Origin of the sequence: Streptomyces albospinus (assembly GCF_014648695.1) — a bacterium.
Taxonomy (GTDB): Bacteria; Actinomycetota; Actinomycetes; order Streptomycetales; family Streptomycetaceae; genus Streptomyces; species Streptomyces albospinus.
On record NZ_BMRP01000001.1, the window covers coordinates 570,340 to 589,873 of the forward strand.

The 19,534-nt window shown below is 71.4% G+C and carries 17 protein-coding genes; 14 read left to right on the plus strand and 3 right to left on the minus strand.

The genetic code is table 11. The annotated features are described in order from the left end of the window. Positions 1 to 58: 58 nt before the first annotated feature. The 5 genes from IEZ17_RS02490 (at position 59) to IEZ17_RS02510 (ending at position 6,676) form a co-directional block, all read left to right on the plus strand. Complete coding sequence (locus IEZ17_RS02490; RefSeq protein ID WP_189295825.1) at positions 59 to 1,807, plus strand: ABC transporter substrate-binding protein; 1,749 nt, start codon at positions 59 to 61, stop codon at positions 1,805 to 1,807. Between the two features lie 78 nt (positions 1,808 to 1,885). After that, a complete protein-coding gene (locus IEZ17_RS02495; RefSeq protein WP_189295827.1) occupies positions 1,886 to 2,896 on the plus strand; it encodes an ABC transporter permease in 1,011 nt (336 codons plus the stop codon). Continuing rightward, entirely contained in the window at positions 2,893 to 4,071 is a 1,179-nt protein-coding gene (locus IEZ17_RS02500; RefSeq protein ID WP_229851700.1) for an ABC transporter ATP-binding protein, read from the plus strand. The genes IEZ17_RS02495 and IEZ17_RS02500 overlap by 4 nt, the downstream gene beginning before the upstream one ends. Continuing rightward, positions 4,068 to 5,168, plus strand: coding sequence for an ABC transporter ATP-binding protein (locus tag IEZ17_RS02505; protein ID WP_189295829.1), 1,101 nt, complete (start codon positions 4,068 to 4,070; stop codon positions 5,166 to 5,168). Before IEZ17_RS02500 ends, IEZ17_RS02505 begins: the two co-directional genes overlap by 4 nt. Positions 5,169 to 5,266: 98 nt before the next feature. Then, on the plus strand, positions 5,267 to 6,676 hold the full coding sequence (locus IEZ17_RS02510) for a M1 family metallopeptidase (RefSeq protein ID WP_189295831.1): 1,410 nt from the start codon (positions 5,267 to 5,269) through the stop codon (positions 6,674 to 6,676). Positions 6,677 to 6,704: 28 nt separating this feature from the next. Here IEZ17_RS02510 and IEZ17_RS02515 read toward each other — a convergent pair whose 3' ends face one another. Continuing rightward, positions 6,705 to 7,355 (minus strand): trimeric intracellular cation channel family protein, encoded by a 651-nt coding sequence (locus tag IEZ17_RS02515; RefSeq protein ID WP_189295833.1) that lies wholly within the window; start codon positions 7,353 to 7,355, stop codon positions 6,705 to 6,707. 137 nt (positions 7,356 to 7,492) lie between these two features. Between IEZ17_RS02515 and IEZ17_RS02520 the strand changes: the two genes are divergently transcribed. Then, on the plus strand, positions 7,493 to 8,341 hold the full coding sequence (locus IEZ17_RS02520; protein WP_189295835.1) for a thioesterase family protein: 849 nt from the start codon (positions 7,493 to 7,495) through the stop codon (positions 8,339 to 8,341). Here the strand turns inward: IEZ17_RS02520 and IEZ17_RS02525 are convergent. After that, a complete protein-coding gene (locus IEZ17_RS02525; RefSeq protein WP_189295837.1) occupies positions 8,338 to 9,213 on the minus strand; it encodes an alpha/beta fold hydrolase in 876 nt (291 codons plus the stop codon). The genes IEZ17_RS02520 and IEZ17_RS02525 overlap by 4 nt on opposite strands. Before the next feature lie 486 nt (positions 9,214 to 9,699). Here IEZ17_RS02525 and IEZ17_RS02530 point away from each other — a divergent pair, with 486 nt between their 5' ends. Beyond that, positions 9,700 to 10,869 (plus strand): cysteine desulfurase family protein, encoded by a 1,170-nt coding sequence (locus tag IEZ17_RS02530; protein ID WP_189295839.1) that lies wholly within the window; start codon positions 9,700 to 9,702, stop codon positions 10,867 to 10,869. Between the two features lie 84 nt (positions 10,870 to 10,953). On the opposite strand, the gene IEZ17_RS02535 is transcribed toward IEZ17_RS02530, so the two are convergent. Then, the gene (locus IEZ17_RS02535; protein WP_189295841.1) at positions 10,954 to 11,772 is read right to left on the minus strand and encodes an N-acetylmuramoyl-L-alanine amidase; all 819 of its coding nucleotides are present in this window, start codon (positions 11,770 to 11,772) and stop codon (positions 10,954 to 10,956) included. 54 nt (positions 11,773 to 11,826) lie between these two features. Here IEZ17_RS02535 and mnmA point away from each other — a divergent pair, with 54 nt between their 5' ends. The 7 genes from mnmA to IEZ17_RS02570 all read left to right on the plus strand — a co-directional run bounded on the left by mnmA (position 11,827) and on the right by IEZ17_RS02570 (position 19,438). Next, positions 11,827 to 12,972: a tRNA 2-thiouridine(34) synthase MnmA gene (gene mnmA, locus IEZ17_RS02540; protein ID WP_189295843.1), complete on the plus strand. Its 1,146-nt coding sequence runs from the start codon at positions 11,827 to 11,829 to the stop codon at positions 12,970 to 12,972. A gap of 214 nt (positions 12,973 to 13,186) precedes the next feature. Further along, positions 13,187 to 13,993 (plus strand): VC0807 family protein, encoded by an 807-nt coding sequence (locus IEZ17_RS02545; protein ID WP_229851702.1) that lies wholly within the window; start codon positions 13,187 to 13,189, stop codon positions 13,991 to 13,993. Positions 13,994 to 14,395: 402 nt separating this feature from the next. Continuing rightward, a complete protein-coding gene (gdhA, locus tag IEZ17_RS02550; protein ID WP_189295846.1) occupies positions 14,396 to 15,772 on the plus strand; it encodes an NADP-specific glutamate dehydrogenase in 1,377 nt (458 codons plus the stop codon). Positions 15,773 to 15,875: 103 nt separating this feature from the next. Then, entirely contained in the window at positions 15,876 to 16,418 is a 543-nt protein-coding gene (locus tag IEZ17_RS02555) for an LOG family protein (RefSeq protein WP_189295848.1), read from the plus strand. A 47-nt stretch (positions 16,419 to 16,465) separates the two neighbouring features. After that, a complete protein-coding gene (locus IEZ17_RS02560; protein ID WP_189295850.1) occupies positions 16,466 to 17,155 on the plus strand; it encodes an SDR family oxidoreductase in 690 nt (229 codons plus the stop codon). 94 nt (positions 17,156 to 17,249) lie between these two features. Then, positions 17,250 to 17,717, plus strand: a complete 468-nt coding sequence (locus IEZ17_RS02565) for a MarR family winged helix-turn-helix transcriptional regulator (RefSeq protein ID WP_373299714.1) — start codon at positions 17,250 to 17,252, stop codon at positions 17,715 to 17,717. Positions 17,718 to 18,037: 320 nt separating this feature from the next. Continuing rightward, positions 18,038 to 19,438 (plus strand): MFS transporter, encoded by a 1,401-nt coding sequence (locus IEZ17_RS02570; protein ID WP_189295852.1) that lies wholly within the window; start codon positions 18,038 to 18,040, stop codon positions 19,436 to 19,438. The last annotated feature ends 96 nt before the right edge of the window (positions 19,439 to 19,534 follow it).

The window sequence follows — 19,534 nt, forward strand, 5'->3', positions numbered from 1 at the left end:
TGCACCACCGCCGTTTCGTAAGGACGTTTCACCACGAACGAAGGGGATACCGACCATTATGCGAAGGTCAGTTCCGGTCGCGGCTGTCGCGGCTCTCACCAGTGCGGGCCTTTTGCTGGCCGGCTGTAGCGGAAAGGGCTCCTCGGACAGCTCGGCCGAGGCCAACGCCGCCACCACGAGCGTCGTCAACGCCTCGGACGCGAAGGGGGGCACGGTCACCTACGCGATGAGCGACGCCCCCGAGTCCTTCGACCCGGGCAACACCTACTACGCCTTCGTCTACAACTTCAGCCGCCTCTACGCCCGCCCGCTCACCACCTTCAAGCCGGGCCCCGGCACCAAGGGCGAGGAGCTGGCCCCGGACCTCGCCGAGTCGATGGGCAAGCCCAGCGACGGCGGCAAGACCTGGACGTACAAGATCCGCAAGGGCGTCAAGTACGAGGACGGCACGACGGTCACCTCCCAGGACGTGAAGTACGCCGTGGAGCGCAGCAACTTCGCGCGCGACATCCTCTCGCTGGGGCCGAACTACTTCCAGCAGTTCCTCCAGGACAACGACGGCGGCTACAAGGGGCCTTACAAGGACAAGAGCAAGGACGGGCTCAAGTCCATCGAGACCCCTGACCCGCAGACCATCGTCTTCCACCTCAAGCAGCCGTTCGCCGAGTTCGACTACCTGGTGAGCGCCCCGCAGACCGCCCCGGTCCCGCAGGCCAAGGACAAGGGCGCGGACTACACCAAGAGCGTGGTCTCCACCGGCTCGTACAAGTTCGAGAACTACCAGGAGGGCAAGCAGCTCACCCTGGTCCGCAATCCGAACTGGTCGGCGCGGACCGACCCGCTGCGCAAGCAGCTGCCGGACAAGATCGTGCTCAACCTGAAGGTCGCCCAGTCGACCATCGACAAGGACCTCCAGTCCGGCAACACCCTGGTCGACATGGCCGGCCGCGGCGTCGACGGCCAGACCCAGGCCCAGCTGCTGACCGACCCGAAGCTCAAGGCCAGCACCGACAACGCGCTCGGCCAGCGCCTCGTCTACACGGCGCTCAACACCAAGGTCGCGCCGTTCGACAACGTCGAGTGCCGCAAGGCCGTCGAGTACGCCATCGACAAGAAGGCGGTGCAGACCGCGCTCGGCGGCCCGATCCGCGGTGAGATCGCCTCCACGGTCCTGCCGACGGACATCGCCGGCTACCAGAAGTACGACCTGTACCCGCAGAAGTACAGCGGCGACAACCTGGACCTGACCGAGGCCAAGAAGCACTGGGCCAAGTGCGGTGCGGGCAACGTCAGCACCACGATCCTGGCCCGCAACGACCGCCAGGACGAGGTCGACGCCGCCACCTCGGTCATCGGCTCGCTGAAGAAGATCGGCATCAACGCCAAGATCCAGTCGTACCCGACCAGCAAGTACTTCTCGGACTACGCCGGTGTCCCGGCGTTCAACAAGTCCAACAACGTCGGCCTGATCATGATGCAGTGGGGCGCCGACTTCCCGACCGGCTACGGCTACCTCCAGCAGATCCTCAACGGCAAGGCGATCAGCCAGTCCGGCAACTCCAACCTGTCCGAGCTGGACGATCCGGAGATCAACAACCTGCTCAACAGCGCCATCGCCAACACCGACAAGGGCGCCCGCGAGAAGGCGTACGCCGATATCGACAAAAAGGCGATGGAGCAGGCCGCGATCGTCCCGCTGACCTACTTCAAGGTCCTGATGTACCGCTCGCCCAAGGCCACCAACCTGGTGTCCACCTCGGCCTTCAGCGGTGAGTACGACTACCTCAACATCGGCGTCAAGAAGTAGCAGCCCTGGAAGGCAGGTGAAGGCATTGGTGTCCGCGGGCCGGTCGCTCCCGGCCCGCGGCACCGGCGCCGCATCCCCGTGTTCTCGTACATCATCCGCAGGTTGATCAGCGCAGTGATCCTGCTGCTGATCGTCAGCGCGGTCACTTTCGGCATCTTCTTCCTGCTGCCGAAACTGGCCGGGCAGAGCACCGACCAGCTTGCCCAGCAGTACATCGGAAAGGCCCCCACTACCGCGGACATCGCCGCGGTGAAGAAGAACCTCGGGCTGGACAAGCCGGTGTACGAGCAGTACTGGGAATTCCTCAAGGGCATCTTCGTCGGCGTCGACTACAAATTCGGACCGGACGCGGCCAAGTGCCATGTGCCGTGCTTCGGTTACTCCTTCAAGACGCATATCGAGGTCTGGCCGGAAATCCAGTCCCGGCTCCCGGTGACGGTGTCGCTGGCCGCCGGTGCCGCGGTGCTGTGGCTGGTCTCCGGCGTCGCCACCGGCGTGCTCTCCGCGCTCCGCCCCGGCTCGTTCTTCGACCGGTTGGCCATGGGCGTGGCGCTGGCCGGCGTCTCGCTCCCGATGTTCTTCACCGGCGCGCTGGCGCTGGCCCTGTTCACCTACCAGTGGCCGATCTTCGAGCGCAGCGACTACGTCCCGCTGCTCCAGGACCCGTTCCTGTGGGCCCGGACGCTGGTCCTGCCGTGGGTCACCCTGGCCTTCCTCTACTCCGCGCTCTACGCCCGGCTCACCCGGGCGGGCATGCTGGAGACGCTGAGCGAGGACTACATCCGCACCGCCCGAGCCAAGGGCCTGCGGGAGCGCAAGGTGGTCCTGCGGCACGGGCTCCGGGCCGCGCTCACCCCGATCATCACCGTCCTCGGCATGGACCTGGGGCTGCTGCTGGGCGGTGCGCTGATCACCGAACAGGTCTTCTCGCTCAAGGGAGTCGGCGCCTTCGCGGTCGACTCGATCAACGCCAACGACCTGCCGAACATCCTCGGCGTCACCCTGCTCGCCGCGTTCTTCATCGTCATTTGCAACCTGGTGGTGGACGTACTGTACGCCGCCGTCGACCCGCGGGTGAGGCTCACGTGACCGACGCTTCCGAGAACGAGAACGAGAACGAGAACGGGACGGTCGGGGAGGCCGAGGAGGCCGGGAAGGCAGAGGAAGCCACGCAGGCGGAGCAGGCCGCGAAGCCCGAGCCCGCCGCCGGGCCCGCCGCCGGGCCGCCTTCCGCCTTCCTCGAAGTCCGCGATCTGAAGGTGCACTTCCCCACCGACGACGGCCTCGTCAAGTCCGTCGACGGCCTGACCTTCAGCCTGGAGAAGGGCAGGACGCTCGGCATCGTCGGCGAGTCCGGCTCCGGCAAGTCCGTGACCTCGCTCGCCGTCATGGGGCTGCACCGTGCCTCCCGGCGGCAGCGCAGCAAGGTCCGGATGTCCGGCGAGATCTGGCTGGGCGGCAGGGAACTGGTCGGCGCCGACCCGGACGAGGTGCGCCGGCTGCGGGGCCGCGAGATGGCAATGATCTTCCAGGACCCGCTGTCCGCGCTGCACCCCTTCTACACGGTCGGCAGCCAGATCGTGGAGGCGTACCGCGTCCACCACGACGTCGACCGGAGGACCGCGCGCAAGCGGGCCGTCGAGATGCTCGACCGGGTCGGCATCCCGCAGCCGGACAAGCGCGTCGACGACCATCCGCACCAGTTCTCCGGCGGGATGCGGCAGCGCGCCATGATCGCCATGGCGCTGGTCAACAACCCCGAGCTGCTGATCGCCGACGAGCCGACCACCGCCCTGGACGTCACCGTCCAGGCGCAGATCCTGGACCTGATCCGCGATCTCCAGAAGGAGTTCGGCTCGGCGGTCATCATCATCACCCACGACCTGGGCGTGGTGGCCGAACTCGCCGACGACCTGCTGGTGATGTACGGCGGCCGGTGCGTGGAGCGCGGCCCGTCGGAGAAGGTCTTCTCGACCCCGCAGCACCCCTACACCTGGGGTCTGCTCGGCTCCATGCCGCGGATCGACCGCGACCAGACGGACCGGCTGATCCCCGTCAAGGGCTCGCCGCCCAGCCTGATCAACGTGCCGTCCGGCTGTGCCTTCAACCCCCGTTGCCCGTACGCGGACATCCCCGAGGGCGACGTCACCCGCACCGTGCGCCCCGAACTGCGTCAGGTCGCCGGCGGGCACTTCTCCGCCTGCCACATGGCGCAGGAGGAGCGGGAGCGTATCTGGACCGAAGAGATTGCGCCGAAGCTGTGACCGAGACGAACGAGACGACCGAGACGAACGAGACGACTCAGACGACCGAGAACGCGACGCAGGACGGGCCGCTGCTGAGGGTACGCGGCCTGGTCCGGCACTTCCCGATCACCAAGGGGCTCCTCAAGCGCCGGGTCGGCGCCGTCCAGGCCGTCGACGGCATCGACTTCGACGTGCTGCCGGGGGAGACGCTCGGCGTCGTCGGCGAGTCCGGCTGCGGCAAGTCGACGATGGGCCGGCTGATCACCCGGCTCGACGAACCGACCGGCGGCTCCATCGAGTTCGAGGGCCGGGACATCACCCATCTGTCCCCGGGGCGGCTCCGGCCGCTGCGCCGCGACGTCCAGATGATCTTCCAGGACCCGTACGGTTCGCTGAACCCGCGGCACACCATCGGCGGCATCGTCTCCACCCCGTTCCGCCTCCAGGGCGTCGAGCCCGAGGGCGGGGTGAAGAAGGAGGTGCAGCGGCTGCTGGAGCTGGTGGGCCTGAGCCCGGAGCACTACAACCGCTATCCGCACGAGTTCTCCGGCGGCCAGCGGCAGCGCATCGGGATCGCCCGGGCGCTGGCCCTCAAGCCGAAGCTGGTGGTCGCCGACGAGCCGGTCTCGGCCCTGGACGTCTCCATCCAGGCCCAGGTCGTCAACCTCATGGACGACCTCCAGGAGGAGCTGGGCCTGACCTACGTCATCATCGCCCACGACCTCTCGGTCATCCGGCACGTCTCGGACCGGATCGCGGTGATGTACCTCGGCAAGATCGTCGAACTCGCCGACCGCGCATCCCTCTACGCGTCGCCGCGGCACCCGTACACCAAGGCGCTGCTGTCCGCGGTCCCGGTGCCCGACCCCAAACGGCGCACCGAACGCGACCGGATCCTGCTGAAGGGCGATGTCCCCTCGCCGATCGACCCGCCCACCGGCTGCCGGTTCCGCACCCGCTGCTGGAAGGCGACGGAGGAGTGCACCACCACCGAGCCGCCGCTGGTCGAGCTGCGGACCGGGCACCGGGTGGCGTGCCACCATCCCGAGGGCGAAGGTCCCGACTCGGCCACGATGACCGAAAGTTCGGCCGGTAATGTGGCAACAGATCAGTAAGTGCTGATGACTTGGTAAAGTTGCTGGTGAAGTCCCGTGGAAGTGTGCAGAGTTGGCGCGTTTGTTCTCATCGCATCCGTGTGCTGAAGGGACGGCTCATGGCACTCTCCCGCTCTGCGCGTCGCACCTCCCGCTGGCTCGCCCTGGCGACCGCGGTGGCCTCGGCCGCCACCGTCGCCGCCGCCCCCGGCGCCACCCCCGGCGCCCCCGGGGTCGGTGACCCCTACTTCCCCAAGATGGGCAACGGCGGCTTCACCCCCCTCCACTACGATCTCGGCGTCAGCTACCACCCCGACTCCGGCCGGCTCGACGGCCGGACCACGCTGACCGCCAGAGCCACCCAGAACCTCTCGACGTTCGACCTGGACCTCCAGAAGCTGACCGTCGACTCGATCCGGGTGAACGGCCACCGGGCCCACTTCCACCGGACCGGCGACAAGATCGTCATCCGCCCCGACGCCCCGCTCTCCCGCAGCGCCCGCTTCGCCGTCACCGTCGTCTACCACGGCGTCCCGCAGCCGCTCAGCGGCCCGATCGTCTTCGGCTCCAAGTACGGCTGGATGAAGACCAAGACCGGCGTCTTCGTCGCCTGCGAGCCGAACGCGGCCTCGACGTGGTTCCCCTCCAGCGACCACCCCAGCGAGAAGGCCACCTACGACATCCGCATCGACGCCCCGAAGGGCCTGACCGGCGTCTCCAACGGGCGGCTCATCAGCTCCGGCGAGTCGCACGGCCGCTCCTGGTCCCACTGGCGCGAGAGCCGCCCGATGGCGACGTACCTGGCGACCGCCACCATCGGCAAGTTCGACGTCCGGACCGGCACCACCCCCGGCGGCACCCCGATCTACGTCGCCACCGACCCGACCCTCCCCACCGGCAAGGTCGACGTCTACGGCATCACCTCGGAGGCCACCGACTACTGGTCCAAGATATTCGGTCCCTACCCCTTCGAGGAGACCGGCGCGGTCGTCGACGACATGCCGGAGGCCGGCTTCTCCCTGGAGGTGCAGTCCAAGCCGGTCTACTCGGCGGTGCGCAACGAGACCACCATCGTCCACGAGCTGGCCCACCAGTGGTTCGGCGACTCGGTCTCGGTCAAGCAGTGGAAGGACATCTGGCTCAACGAGGGCTTCGCCACGTACGCCCAGTGGCTGTGGGCCGAGCACCGCGGCACCACGACCGCCCATGACGCCTTCCGCAAGGCGTACAACTCCCTGCCCGCGAACGACCCCTTGTGGAAGATCAAGGTCTCCGACCCGCAGCGGGACACCATGTTCTCCGACGCGGTCTACGAGCGGGGCGCGATGACGCTCCAGGCGCTGCGCGAACGCATCGGTGACAAGGCGTTCTTCAAGCTGCTGCCCACCTGGACCGCGCAGCACCGCTACGGAAACGCGGACACCGCCCAGTTCATCGCGCTCGCCGAGAAGGTCTCCGGTCAGCGGCTGGGCGACCTGTTCCACACCTGGCTCGACACCCCGGGCCGGCCGGCCCTGCCGGGGAACTGACCGCCCACCCGGTCGTGCAGCCGCGCGGCTACGCGCCCTCCTCGGGCTCGGGCTCCTTCTCGGCCCCCCGTGCGCGCAGCTGCTGCGGCCGGGGCAGATGCAGCCCGAGGTAGACCGCGCCCATCCGCAGCGCGAACACCACCCCCGCCGAGACCGCCGCGGCGGGGGTGGCCCCGACCCCGAGGTGGTGCAGCAGGAGATAGCAGCAGCCGCCGGCCAGCGCCGCTATGGCGTAGACGTCCTCGCGCAGCAGCAGCGGCGGGAACTCCCCGCACAGCACGTCCCGGATGACCTCGCCGGCCACTCCGGTCAGCACCGCCAGGATGATCACGGCGAGCGGGGTGGCCCCCGCCGTGATCGCCGCGCGCGCCCCGATCACCGTGACGACGGACAGCCCGATCGCGTCCACGACGAGCAGGGACTTCCGCGGCAGCGACCAGAACCGCAGATAGACCACGGTGCCGACACCGACGCAGATGATCACCGTGAGCAGTACCCAGTCGTGCGTCCAGTACAGGGGCCGCCGGTCCAGGATCAGATCGCGCAGCGTGCCGCCCGAGATGGACGCGGCGAACGCCAGCACCAGGCCGCCGAACGGATCCATGTTGGCGCGGTAGGCGGCCAGCACACCGCTCGCCGCGAAGGCCGCGACGCCTATCAGGTAGAGCACGTGAAGCATGCCGCCATCATTACAGCCGCGGAATGCGCGGGTCCGAGGGTGTTCGGTAGGTGGACGCCGACGGCCCGCCCGAGGTCCACAGCCGGTCCTTGAAATTGACACTACCGGTCGGTAATAAACCGGTGTACGGTGCCGCCATGGCAACGGCGACCGTAGGAAACAGTGAGTTCGACCGCGATACGGCGGTCATCCGACGCGCCACCGGCGCCTACGACACCCACCTCTCCGCGGGCTGGACGATCATCAACGCGGTCAACGGCGGCTACCTCCTCGCCCTCATGGGCCGGGCCCTGGGCGACGCCCTCCCGCACCCCGACCCGCTCACGGTCACCGCGCACTACCTCACGGCCTCCGTCCCCGGCCCCGCCGTGATCCGCACCGAAGTGGTCCGCACCGGCCGTACGCTCTCCACCGGGACCGCCGCCCTCGTGCAGTTCGACGAGGACGGCGCCGAGGTCGAGCGGCTGCGCGTGCTCGCCGCGTACGGGGACCTCGCCGCCCTGCCCGACGACGTCCGCACCACCGCCAAGCCCCCGGCCATCCCGCCGTACGAGCACTGCCTGGGTGCCGAGAGCGCCCCGGGTGAGCGCCCGGCCATCCCCGGCAGCACCGCGATCGCCGGCCGGCTCGACCTCCGCCTCGACCCGGCCACCGCGGGCTGGGCGGTCGGCGCCCCCTCGGGCAAGGGCGAGATGCGCGCCTGGTTCGGCCTCGCCGACGGCCGCGACCCCGACCCGCTCTCGCTGCTTCTGACGGTCGACGCCCTGCCGCCCACCGCCTTCGACATGGGCCTGATCGGCTGGGTCCCCACCGTCGAACTGACCGCCCACATACGCCACCGCCCGGCCCCCGGCCCGCTGCGGGTCGCCATCACCACCCGCAATCTGGCCGGCGGCTTCCTGGAGGAGGACGCCGAGGTCTGGGACTCCGCGGACCGCCTCGTCGCCCAGTCCCGCCAGCTGGCCCGCACGGTGCTGGTCGGCTAGCGCGCGCCGCCCACCGGGCCGACCGGGGGCGGTCCGAGGAACTCCCGCAGGGCCACCGCCAGTTCGGCCGGCGCGTCCTCGTGGACCAGATGGCCCGCCCCCTCGATCACCCGCAGCCGGGCCCCGGGGATACGGGAGGCCAGCTCGTGCCCCTTGGCGACCGGGATCCACGCGTCGTCGGCGCCCCAGCAGACCAGCACCGGCACCGCGATCTCCCCGTACCGCCCGGCCACCTCGTCCGTGGACCGCTGGTCGTTCTGCGCGATCTGCCGGTAGAACGCCGGCCGGCCCGCCTCCGTGCACCACGGCTCGACCAGCCGGTCCAGCACGTCCGGGCGCAGCCCGGCGCGGCTCGCGGAGGAGACGTACTCCCGCGCCAGCGCCCGGTGGAGCTCCGGCGGCAGCTGCCCGAACACCTCGGCGTGCGCCCCCAGCAGCCGGTACGCGGGCGACCCCCAAGGGGCCAGCGCCACCGGGTCGACCAGCGCCAGCCGCTCGTACCGCGCCCCGTGCAGCAGGTGCGCCCGCAGCGCGACACACCCCCCGAAGTCATGCGCCACCACGGCCGGTTGGCCGCCCGGGGCGGTCATGCCCCAGTGCTCCAGCAGCTCCCCGAACACCACTGCCTGCGCCGCGAGCGACACATCCTGCCCGGCCCGCATCTCCGACGCCCCGTACCCCGGCATGTCCCATACATAGACCTGCCGCCGCCCGGCCAGCGCCCGCGCGATCCCCCGCCATACGAACGACGAGAACGGCGTCCCGTGCAGCAGTACCACCGGCGGCGCGTCCCCGCCGCCCGCCCCGAGAACGGCCCAGCGCACCTCGCCCGACGTGCTGCGGAACGTACGGTCCAGAAGCCACTGCGTCATGAGTGTCAGGCTAGACATTCCTTACGAGGGTGTCGAGGGGCCCGAGGTCGGCCCGCCCGGCCGGCAGGGAGGACGGCGATCGTCACTGTGGAGTCGTGGATCTCGTAGCGGGTGCGGTATCTGCCGCCGTGGATACGGTGCAGGTCCGGTGAGCTGTAGGGGATCGATCCTTCGCGGTGCGGGTGCCCGGCCAACAGGTCGACGGAGGCGAAGAGTTGGCGTCAGCCCTCGGGGTCGTCCTTGAGGGGGAGGGCGGCCGCGTCCGGCGCGGGCTCGTCCCGGATGAGGTGGCAGCTCACTCGCGCTCCAGGCCGAGACGGGCGCGTGCTTCGTCATGGGGCACGCCGTGGACGGTGCCGGCCGCCTGCCGGGCCCGGTGTTCGGCGCGTGCGAGTCGGCACCAAGGCGTGCAGCGGCGTGCGCCGTGGGGAATGCGCCCCCGCGCGGGGCGTGCGCCGGGGGCGGCCTCGTAGAATCGGGCTCACCATGGTTTACCTCGACCACGCCGCCACCACTCCGATGCTTCCGGAGGCGGTCCAGGCGATGACCGCCCAGCTGACCGTCACCGGCAACGCGTCCTCCCTGCACGCCGCCGGCCGGCGGGCCCGGCGCACCGTCGAAGAGGCGCGGGAATCGCTCGCCGCCTCACTGGGTGCGCGTCCCAGCGAAGTCGTCTTCACGGCGGGCGGCACCGAGGCCGACAACCTTGCGGTCAAGGGGCTTTACTGGTCCCGCAGGGCAGCCGACCCGGCCCGTACCCGGGTCCTCGTCAGTCCCGTCGAGCACCACGCCGTCCTGGACGCCGTCGAATGGCTCGGCGAGCACGAGGGCGCCACCGTCGACTGGCTGCCGGTCGACCGCCACGGCCGGGTGCACGCCGACGCGCTGCGCGAGGCCATCGCCCGCAACCCCGCCGATGTCGCGCTGGCCACCGTCATGTGGGCCAACAACGAGATCGGCACCGTCCAGCCGGTCCGCGAACTGGCCGAGGTGGCAAGGGAGTTCGAGGTCCCGCTGCACGCCGACGCGGTGCAGGCGGTGGGCCAGCTGGACGTCGACTTCGCCGCCTCCGGGTTGGCCGCGATGACCGTCTCCGGCCACAAGATCGGCGGCCCGTACGGCATCGGCGCGCTGCTGCTGGGCCGCGCCTACGCCCCGGTGCCCGTCCTGCACGGCGGCGGCCAGGAGCGGCACGTCCGCTCCGGCACCCTCGACACCCCGGCCATCGCCGCGTTCGCCGCCGCCGGCCGGCACGCGGTCGCGCACCGGGAGGAGTTCGCCCGCGGGATCGGCGCGCTCCGCGACGACCTGATCGAGGCGGTGCGGGCCGCCGCCCCCGACGCGATCCTGGGCGGCGACCCCGACCCGGCCGGCCGGCTCCCCGCCAACGCGCACTTCACCTTCCCCGGCTGCGAGGGCGACTCCCTGCTCCTCCTCCTGGACGCCCGGGGCATCGCCTGCTCCACCGGGTCGGCCTGCACCGCGGGCGTCGCCCAGCCCAGCCATGTGCTCCTCGCCACCGGCATGTCCCAGGACCTCGCCCGCGGCACCCTGCGCTTCTCGCTGGGGCACACCTCCACCGCCCAGGACGTCGCGGCCCTGGCGGAGGCCATCGGCCCGGTGGTGGAACGGGCACGGGGCGCGGGGCTCAGCTAGGGCCGGTCCGATGGGTCAGGGAGCGGTCCGATGGGGCGGGGCGGAGAGGCCGCGGCGCCCGGCCTCGGTGACCCGGAGCGCGGTTCACGCGCTCTTCGCGGGCGGTGTGCGCAGCTCGGCGTTCACCAGCCGCAGGTAGCGGTCCCAGTCCCAGTGGGGGCCGGGGTCCGTATGGTCCGTGCCCGGCACCTCGACATGGCCGATGACGTGCTCCCGGTCGGCGGGGAAGCCGTACCGCCGGCAGACCCCGGCCGTCAGCCGCGCCGATGCGGCGTACAGCGCGTCGGTGAAGGACTCCGGCCGGTCCACATAGCCCTCGTGCTCGATCCCGACGCTGCGCTCGTTGTAGCCGCGGTTCCCGGCGTGGAACGCCACGTCCAGCTCCCGGACCGCCTGCGCGATGTGCCCGTCCCCGCGGACGACGTAGTGCGCCGACGCCTCGTGGAACGGATCCCGGAAGACCTTCAGCGCGGTCGCGAAGCTGCCCTGGACGACATGGATCACCACGCGGTCGATCGGGTAGTCGTCGGGGCGGTTCGCCTGCCGGTAGTTCGCCGGGGACGCCGCCGCCCACTCGGCGCCGCGGAAGTCGACCTCCCCCTCCTTGCGCGGCTTGCCGTTCCCCGGCAGCCGCCACCACCAGTGCGCCAGCTCCTCCCGGGCGGCGACCGCCGCCGCCCCCGCGGCCACCACGGCGCCGCCGCCGATCAGCAGGGCCCGCCGCCGGGTGAGCCCGGACCGCCGGCGAACCCGGTCGCCGGACCGCTCCCCGGCCCGGTCCCCGGAGCCGTCCGCCTCGCCTCCGAACTGCTCAGTGGCACCGTCTCCGGCCTGCTCCCCGGCCCCGTCCCCGGCCTGCCGCCCGTCCCGCTTCCCGCCCTGCTTCCCGTCCGTCTCCCCCATGCCCTGCACAACGCTGTCCGGCCGCTCTCCGGTTCCGTCTACTCTGGAGTGGCTATGACTGATGCCGCCGCTCCCCGCCGCCTCCGCGTACTCGCCGCCATGTCCGGCGGTGTCGACTCCGCCGTCGCCGCGGCCCGCGCCGCCGAGGCGGGCCACGACGTGACCGGCGTCCATCTCGCGCTGTCCGAGAACCCGAAGTCCTTCCGCACCGGCGCCCGCGGCTGCTGCACGATCGAGGACTCCCACGACGCCCGGCGCGCCGCCGACGTGATCGGCATCCCCTTCTACGTCTGGGACCTCGCCGAGCGCTTCCGCGAGGACGTCGTCGAGGACTTCTTCGCCGAGTACGAGGCCGGGCGCACCCCGAATCCGTGCCTCCGCTGCAACGAGAAGATCAAGTTCGCCGCCCTCCTGGACAAGGCCCTCGCCCTGGGCTTCGACGCGGTGTGCACCGGCCACTACGCCACGGTCGTGCTGCGCGAGGACGGCAGCCGCGAGCTGCACCGCGCCTCCGACATGGCCAAGGACCAGTCCTACGTCCTCGGCGTCCTCGACGACCGCCAGCTGGCGCACGCGATGTTCCCCCTGGGCGACACCCGCACCACCAAGGCGGAGATCCGCGAAGAGGCCGCCCACCGCGGCCTGTTCGTCGCCAAGAAGCCCGACAGCCACGACATCTGCTTCATCGCCGACGGCGACACCCAGGGCTTCCTGGCCAAGCGCCTGGGCACGGCCGAGGGCGACATCGTCGACGAGTCCGGCACGGTCGTCGGCACGCACGAGGGCGCGTACGGCTTCACCATCGGCCAGCGCAAGGGCCTGCGCATCGGCCGTCCGGCCCCCGACGGCAAGCCCCGCTACGTCCTCGACATCTCCCCGGTGGACAACACGGTCACCGTCGGCCCCGCCGCCTCCCTCGACGTCACCGCCCTGACCGCCATCCGCCCCCGCTGGTGCGGCCGTCCCCCGACGGCCGGTCCCGCCACGTACACCGCCCAGCTTCGCGCGCACGGCGGCGAGACCGAGGTGACCGCGGAGCTCGTCGACGGCACCGAGCTGCGGGTCGCCTTCACGGAGCCGGTGCGCGGTGTCGCCCCCGGCCAGGCGATCGTGCTCTACGACGGCACCCGGGTGGTCGGCTCGGCGACGATCGCCACGACCGACCGCCGTTCCGCGGCAGGGGCCGGACAGCCGGGCTGACCGGCCCCCGTCCGACCGGTCCGCTCGATCTGCCCGGTCCGCCCGACCCGCCTCGATGCGCGTCCGGCAGCGGCGGGCGATCGCCGCGCACTGACAAATGTCACAGCGTTCCGGTGACAGTTGAGCCTGCCGCGGGGCGGCGCGCTGCCCGAAGCTGATGCTGCAAGGAACGGCGCACAGCCGCAGTTCACAGTCCAGCTCGGGGGAGTCCGTCATGTCTCAGTACCAGCCCGCTGCCGACCCGTCCGCCACCGCGTCCGGCGAGGTGTCCGGCCGCGGGCGGCCCGGTGGTCAACAGCCTGCCGGGAACCAGCTGCTGGCGGCGTTCGGGCCGCTGATCCTGGACGCCGGGATCCCGTTGGGCCTGTATTACGCCCTCAGCAGTGGCGCCGGGATGGGCGATGTGGCCGCTCTGGGATGGAGCAGTGTGGTCCCGGCGCTCCGCACGGTCTGGGGGCTGGTCCGCAGCCGGAGCGTCAACGGCCTCGCGGTGCTGATCCTGCTCGTCAACGCGGCGGGGCTGGCGCTGAGCACGGTGGCGGGCGATCCGCGGCTGATGATGGCCAAGGACAGCGGCGTCAGCAGCGTCGTCGGCGTGGCGATCCTGCTCTCCCTACGGACGAAGCGGCCGTTGATGACCGCCGGCCTCAAGCCCTGGGTGACGAAGGGCAGTCCGGCCGGAGAGGCCGCCTGGGACCGGCTGCTGGCGGCCTCGGAGCCCTTCCGGCGGGCGGAGCGGCGGTTCTCGCTGATCTGGGGGAGCGTGCTGCTGGCCGAGTGCGTCCTCAGGGTGATCGGCGCCTACGCCCTGCCGGTGCACGTCATGGTCTGGCTGGGCACGGTGCTGGCCATCGTGGCCGTCCTGCTGGCCATGGTGGTGGCGGGCGCCCTCGGCGCTCACCCCCTGGAGCAGATGGTCACGGCCGAGGTCGAGGGCGCCGAGGCGGTGCGCCGCGCCGGGGCCGCCGGGAGCGGAGCCGCCGGGACCGGGGCGGCCGAGCCCGTCGCCGTGGCGGACTGAGCGCGTCCGCTCCGGCCGCCCAGGACTCCGGCGCACGGGGGTCGTCGAAGCCCTGGGCGGCAGGGATGCCAGGAACAGTCATGCCGAGAGCAGCGATGCCGGGAGAAGCGATGCCGAGAGGAGTGAGGGCGGAGTCGGCCCCGTTCATCCCCCACACCCCGTCCATCCCTCCTACCCCATCCATCGCTCGTCCACGGAACGGCGGAAGGTATCGGGCCTTATCGGGCGAAGGAGTTGGGGAAACCTCATGCAGGAATGGCGTGTCGGGCACCCTGCGGTCGATGGGCGGGCCCGCGGCCAATAAGGTCGGCGGTGCGACGGGACGTCAGAGGCCCCGCGCCGACGGTTCAACGGTGATCCGGAGGCACGCGGTCTTCGTCGGCCACGAAGGGAACGCACGTCATGTCGACTGTTCACGCTGAGGCCAGGTCCGGCGCGCGCGCCGCGGGGACGGCATCGCTGCACGCCGAGCTGGTCCGTCGGAATCCCGGCGAGCCCGAGTTCCACCAGGCCGCCCTCGAAGTCCTGGAGACGCTGGCGCCGGTGCTGGCGGCCCGTCCGGAGTTCGTCGACGCGAAGATCCTGGAGCGGATCTGCGAGCCGGAGCGGCAGATCATGTTCCGGGTGCCGTGGCAGGACGATTCCGGGACGATCCGGGTCAACCGCGGCTTCCGGGTGGAGTTCAACAGCGCCCTCGGCCCGTACAAGGGCGGGCTCCGCTTCCACTCGTCGGTGAATCTGGGGATCGTGAAGTTCCTCGGCTTCGAGCAGATCTTCAAGAACGCGCTGACCGGCCTGAACATCGGCGGCGGCAAGGGCGGCAGCGACTTCGACCCGCACGGCAGGTCGGACGCCGAAGTCATGCGCTTCTGCCAGTCGTTCATGACCGAGCTGCACCGCCACCTCGGCGAGCACACGGACGTGCCGGCCGGCGACATCGGCGTCGGCGGCCGGGAGATCGGCTACCTCTTCGGCCAGTACCGCCGCATCACCAACCGCTGGGAGGCCGGGGTCCTCACCGGCAAGGGCCTGGAATGGGGCGGCTCCAAGGCCCGTACGGAGGCCACCGGCTACGGCAATGTGCTCTTCACCGAGGAGATGCTCAAGCAGCGCGGCGAGGAGCTCGACGGGCAGCAGGTGGCGGTCTCCGGCTCCGGCAATGTCGCGATCTACACCATCGAGAAGGCCCAGGCGCTCGGCGCCCACGTCCTGACCGTCTCGGACTCCGGCGGCTATGTCGTCGACGAGAAGGGCATCGACCTGGCGCTGCTCAAGCAGATCAAGGAGGTCGAGCGCGGCCGGGTCGCCGACTACGCGGAGCGCCGCGGGGTCTCCGCCAAGTACGTCGAGGGCGGTCGCGTCTGGGACGTCGCCTGTGACGTGGCGCTGCCGTCGGCCACGCAGAACGAGCTGGACGCCGACGCCGCCCGGATCCTGGTCCGCAACGGCGTCAAGGCCGTCTCCGAGGGCGCCAACATGCCGACCACCCCGGAGGCCGTGGCGCTCCTCAAGGAGGCCGGTGTGGCCTTCGGTCCGGGCAAGGCCGCCAACGCGGGCGGGGTGGCGACCAGCGCGCTGGAGATGCGGCAGAACTCCTCCCGCGAGGCGTGGCCGTTCGCGCGCACGGAGGGCGAACTGGCCGCGATCATGCGGGGGATCCACGACACCTGTTACCAGACCGCCGAACGGTTCGGGCTGCCCGGCGACTACGTGGCGGGCGCGAACATCGCCGGCTTCGAGCGGGTCGCGGACGCCATGCTGGACCAGGGCCTGATCTGATCCTGCGGTACCGCTCCACGGATGCCCCGCGCCCGCTCCGGGCGCGGGGCACGTCCGTTCCCGGTGGGCGGGGCGGCGCGCCCCGCCCCCGTAGGGTGACGGCATGAACATCTGCGTCTTCTGCTCCGCCGCCGACCTCGACGACCGTTATGTCGCTCCTGCCCGGGAGTTCGCCAAAATGATCGGCAAGGGCGGACATGCCCTGGTCTGGGGCGGTTCGGACACCGGGCTGATGAAGGTCATGGCCGACGGCGTGCAGGAGGCCGGCGGGAGGCTGATCGGCGTCTCCGTGGAGTTCCTGGCGCACAAGGCGCGGGCCGGCGCGGATGAGATGGTCGTCACCAAGGATCTCGCCGAACGGAAGGCGCAGTTGCTGGCGCGCGCCGATGCCGTCGTCGTCATGGTGGGCGGTACGGGCACCCTGGACGAGGCCACCGAGATCCTGGAGCTGCGCAAGCACGGGATGCACCGCAAGCCGGTCGTCCTGCTCAACACCGCCGGTTTCTATGACGGGTTGAAGGAGCAGTTCCAGCGGATGGAGGCGGAACGGTTCCTGCCGATCCCCCTCGCCGACCTGGTGTTCTTCGCGGAGGACGGGGCCGCCGCGCTGGCCTACCTGGAGCAGCGGGCCGGCGCCGGGGCGTGACCCGGTACGTACTCCGTACGGGCCGCGCCCTCGTTAGGATCGGCCCCATGGGTACGCACTTGATCACGGGCGCAGGGTCGGGCATCGGAGCGGCGGTCGCACGGCGGCTGCTGGAGCGCGGCGAGGAGCTGTGGCTGCTGGCGCGGGACGCCGTACGGGCGAAGGAGCTGGCCGAGCAGTTCCCCGGGGCGCACGCGATCGTCGGCGACCTCGCCAACCCCGAGAAGCTGTCCTTCGCCCTCGGGCAGCAGCCGCTGCCGGACCGCATCGACTCGCTCCAGCACATCGCGGGCGTCATCGAGCTGGGCGCGGTCGGTGACCTGCCGGCCAAGGCGTGGCAGCGCCAGCTCGCCGCCAACCTGGTCGCGCCCGCCGAGCTCACCCGGCTGCTGCTGCCGCTGGTGCGGATGGCCAAGGGCGACGTCGTCTTCGTCAACTCCGGTGCCGGGCTCGACGCGCACGCCAACTGGAGCGCGTACGCGGCGAGCAAGCACGGCCTCAAGGCGTTGGCCGACTCGCTGCGGGCGGAGGAGCACGGCAACGGCGTGCGGGTGACCTCGGTCTACCCGGGGCGTACGGCGACGCCCATGCAGGAGAGCACCCACCGCCAGGAGGGCAAGGAGTACGACCCGTCCCGCTGGATCGACCCGGAGTCGGTCGCGACGGCGATCCTCGCGGCGATCGATCTGCCGCGGGACGCCGAGATCAAGGACCTGGTGGTCCGGCCGGGGCGCTGAGCCCGAGGCCCTGACCGGACGCCCGGAGGGGACGGCTGCCCTGCGGGGACGGCCGTCCCCGCTCGTTTCCGCGCCGGAGACGTACGCTTCAGGGGTGACCACTGAAGCGAAGTCGACCGCGGCGGCGGGGTGTGGGTTCCGGGAGATCCGGGGGCTCGTCACCGAGCTGGGCCGCCGCCTGGACGCCCACCAGCGCAGCCGGATCGCCGAGCTGGACCTGACGCCGACGCAGGCGAAGGCGCTGGAGGAACTGGGCGAGCCGAAGACCGCGCGGGAGCTGGCGGGCGTGCTGTGCTGCGAGCCGCCGAACGTCACCTACGTGATCTCCAAGCTGGAGAAGCAGGGCATGGTCGTGCGGCAGCCGCACCCCCTGGACGGGCGGGCCAAACAGCTCGTACTGACCGAGGCGGGGCGGGAGTTGCGGCTGGACCTGCTGCGGCGGATGGGCACGGAGTCGCCGCTGGACCATCTCTCCCACGAGGAGCGGGCGGCGCTCCGCGACGAACTGCTGCGGGCGCTGGGACGGGGCGAGGGCAACCAGGGCGCTTCTGACGGCTCTTGAAGCCGTCTCCCGCCCGGAAACGGATGCGCCTGGCGAGGCAACCGGCGCCTCATGAGGCGCCCCGCGCCAAGCCAATCGATCAACCGGCAGCAGACCAAGAGCCATCAGAAACGGCCTGGAGCCCGGCCCATCGGTGGCTCATCGGGCAGTCCCTGGAGCCCGCCCGATGGTCCATGGCCGGACCCCGGGGTCCCCGGCCCGTCCGTTCCGCGTCCGGCCCTACAGGCCCCCGGGTGTGACCCGGGGGCTTCTGTATACGTTCGATAAAGTTATAGCTGTAACCATTGCCCGGCTGGATGGCTACAGCTTTAACTAAATACATGATCACCGAAACGGGGCCGCGTACCACGGCGAGCCCGCAGCAGACCCGCCCCGCGACATCCCGCGGCGGCATCCAACTCCTCGTCCTGGCCCTCGGGTTCGTGATGGCCAGCCTGGACACCGGCATCATGAACGTCGCCGCCAACGACCTGCGGGCCCGGCTTGGGCTCACCATGTCCGGGCTGACCTGGGTCGTCGACGGCTATGTCCTCGCCTTCGCCGCACTGCTGCTGCTCGCCGGCTCGCTGGCCAAGCGGTTCGGCGCCCGGCGGATCTACCTCGTCGGCCTGGCCGTGTTCACCGCCGCGTCGCTGCTGGGCGCCGCCGCGCCGGACGGCGGTGTCCTGGTGGCGGCCCGCTTCGCCCAGGGGGCGGGCGCCGCGCTCTTCATGCCCAGCTCGCTGTCGCTGCTGATGAACGCCTTCCCGGAGCCGGCCCGCCGGACGAAAGTCCTCGGGATCTGGTCCGCGATCGTCTCCACGTCCGTCGGCCTCGCGCCGACCATCGGCGGCCTCCTCGTGGGCACGCTCGGCTGGCGCAGCATCTTCCTGGTCAACCTCCCCATCGGCATCGCGGGCCTGCTCCTCACCCGCCGGGTCATCGCCGCGGTCCCGGCCCGCCGCTCGGCGCTCGGCGGCACCGGCCACGTCCTGGGCCTGCTGGCCCTCGGGGCGCTCAGCTACGCGCTCATCGAGGGGCCCGCCGAGGGCTGGGCCGCGCCGGACGTCCTGGGAGCGCTGGCGCTGGCCGTGCTCGCCGCCGCCGGATTCCTGGTCCGCGAACGGACCACCGGTACGCCGATCCTGCCGGTCGCGCTCTTCGCGGACAGCCGGTTCTCCGCCGCCAACGTGGTCGGCTTCCTCTTCAACTTCGCCTTCTACGGGGCGCTGTTCGTGCTCGGCCTCTTCCTCCAGAACGCGCGCGGCGCGAGCCCGGTGACGGCCGGTCTCCAGATGCTCCCGGCGGTGCTGGTCATCCCGGTCGGCAACATGCTCTACGCCCGGATCGGGCAGCGCATCGGCAACCGGGCCGCGCTCGCCGCCTCCCTGGCGCTCTCCGCCGCGGGCTACGCGCTGCTGTTCCTGCTCCTCGCACCGGGCCTGCCGTACGCGGTGATCGCGGTGGTGCTGGCCGTCACCAACATCGGCAGCGGGGTCGCCTCCCCGGCGATGACCGGCGTCCTGATGGAGGCCGCGGGCCGCGAGCACGCCGACATCGGCAGCGCCACACTGAACGCCAACCGCCAGGTGGGCTCGCTGGTCGGCATCGCCGGCATGGGCGCCGTACTGACCGGCGCGGACGGCGGCTTCCAGGGCGCGGGCCACGCCTTCGCGCTGACCGCGGTGGCGCTGGCGGCGGCGGCGGTCGTGGGATGGCTGGGCATCCGCGGCCGGGCGTGAACCGGGCGGGGGAGCGCAGCGGCCGTACGGGGCCGACGGCGGACAAAGCCGGCAAGGGCCCGGGCTGACGGGGGGCGACGGGGGCTGGGGCGGCCC